1 pseudogene is annotated in these 1,478 nt (G+C 68.1%); it reads left to right on the top strand.

The features are described from left to right. Positions 1-91 precede the first annotated feature (91 nt). A pseudogene (locus QN345_RS18960) lies at positions 92-1,478 on the top strand (DNA polymerase III subunit alpha); the annotation flags it as partial.

Consider the following 1,478-nt stretch of genomic DNA (forward strand, 5'->3'; position numbering starts at 1 on the left):
ATCAGCGAGACCCGGTCGGCACCGAAGGTCTGGAAAATGGCGCGGTAGATATCGTGGCGGCGCGCTCAACCGGCTGCTGCGCGATACGGACATGCTCGCCGACCGCTGCACCCTCGACCCGCAGGCCGACATCGGCCTCGGTACCCCGCGGATGCCGGAGGCACGCGTGATCGGGGTCACCGGCGACCCGCTCGCCGAACTCTGGAAACGCGGACGATCCGGCGTCGACGAACGCTACGCGGCATCCGGTCGGACGGCGGTCGAAACGGCGCACGCCCGCCTCGAGTACGAGATGGCGACGGTCGAGCATCTCGGCTTCGCGAGCTATTTCCTCACGGTCGCCCGCGTCGCCGACCTCGTCAGGGGCATGGGCGTTCGTATCCAGGCCCGTGGCTCCGGCGTCGGCTCGGTGCTCAACTACGCCCTGCACACCTCATCGGTCGAGCCGATCGCGAACGGCCTGCTCTGGGAACGGTTCCTCTCCCCCGAACGCCAGACCCTGCCCGACATCGACCTGGACGTGGAGTCAGCGCGCCGCCACGATATCTACCGCGCCATTTTCCAGACCTTCGGTGCCGACCGGGTCTCGCTGATGTCGATGACCAACGCCTACCGCGGCCGCGGCGCCGTCAGGGACGCCGGGCTGGCCCTCGGCATGGATGCCGGGCAGGTGTCGGCGATCGCGAAGCAGATGTGGCGGTTCAACGCCCGCGACTTCCGCCGTGCCCTCGAGGAGAAGCCCGAGCTCGAACCGCTCGCCGCCGAAGTGCGCGCCTCGCAGCAGCTCGATCAGCTGGTCGACCTCACCGCACGGCTCGACCGGCTGCCGCGGCACATCTCGGTGCACCCGTGCGGCGTGATCCTCTCCGACGCGAGCCTGCTCGACCGCACCCCGGTGCAGGCGTCGGGAATGGGACTGCCGATGTCGCAGTTCGACAAGCACGACATGGACCCGATGGGCCTGATCAAGCTCGACATCCTGGGCGTTCGGATGCAGTCTGCGATGGCGCATGCCGTCGAGGAGCACCGACGCCTCACCGGAGAGAGCATCGACCTCGACCGGATCCCGCTCGACGACGAGCCGACCTTCGAGCTCATCCGCTCGACGCGCACCCTCGGCATCTTCCAGCTCGAGTCGCCAGGCCAGATGGAGCTCGTCGGCAAGCTGCAGCCCGAGGTCTTCAACGACCTCACCGTGGAGATCTCCCTGTTCCGACCCGGCCCGATGCAGAACAACATGCCCCTGCTCTACCTGCAGGCGCGGCACGGCGAGGTCGTGCCGGACTACATCCACCCGCGTTTCGAACCGATCCTGCGGGAGACCCGCGGCGTCGTCATCTTCCACGAACAGGTGATGCGGCTCTTCGACGAACTCACCGGCTGCGGCCTGGGCAAGGCGGATGTCTTCCGCAGGCACCTGGGGAAACCCGAGCAGCTGCCCCTCATCGAGGCGTACGTCCGTGAGCAGGCCCTGGGCC

The organism is Cryobacterium sp. 10I1 (genome assembly GCF_035019805.1).
GTDB classification, from domain to species: Bacteria; Actinomycetota; Actinomycetes; order Actinomycetales; family Microbacteriaceae; genus Cryobacterium; species Cryobacterium glucosi.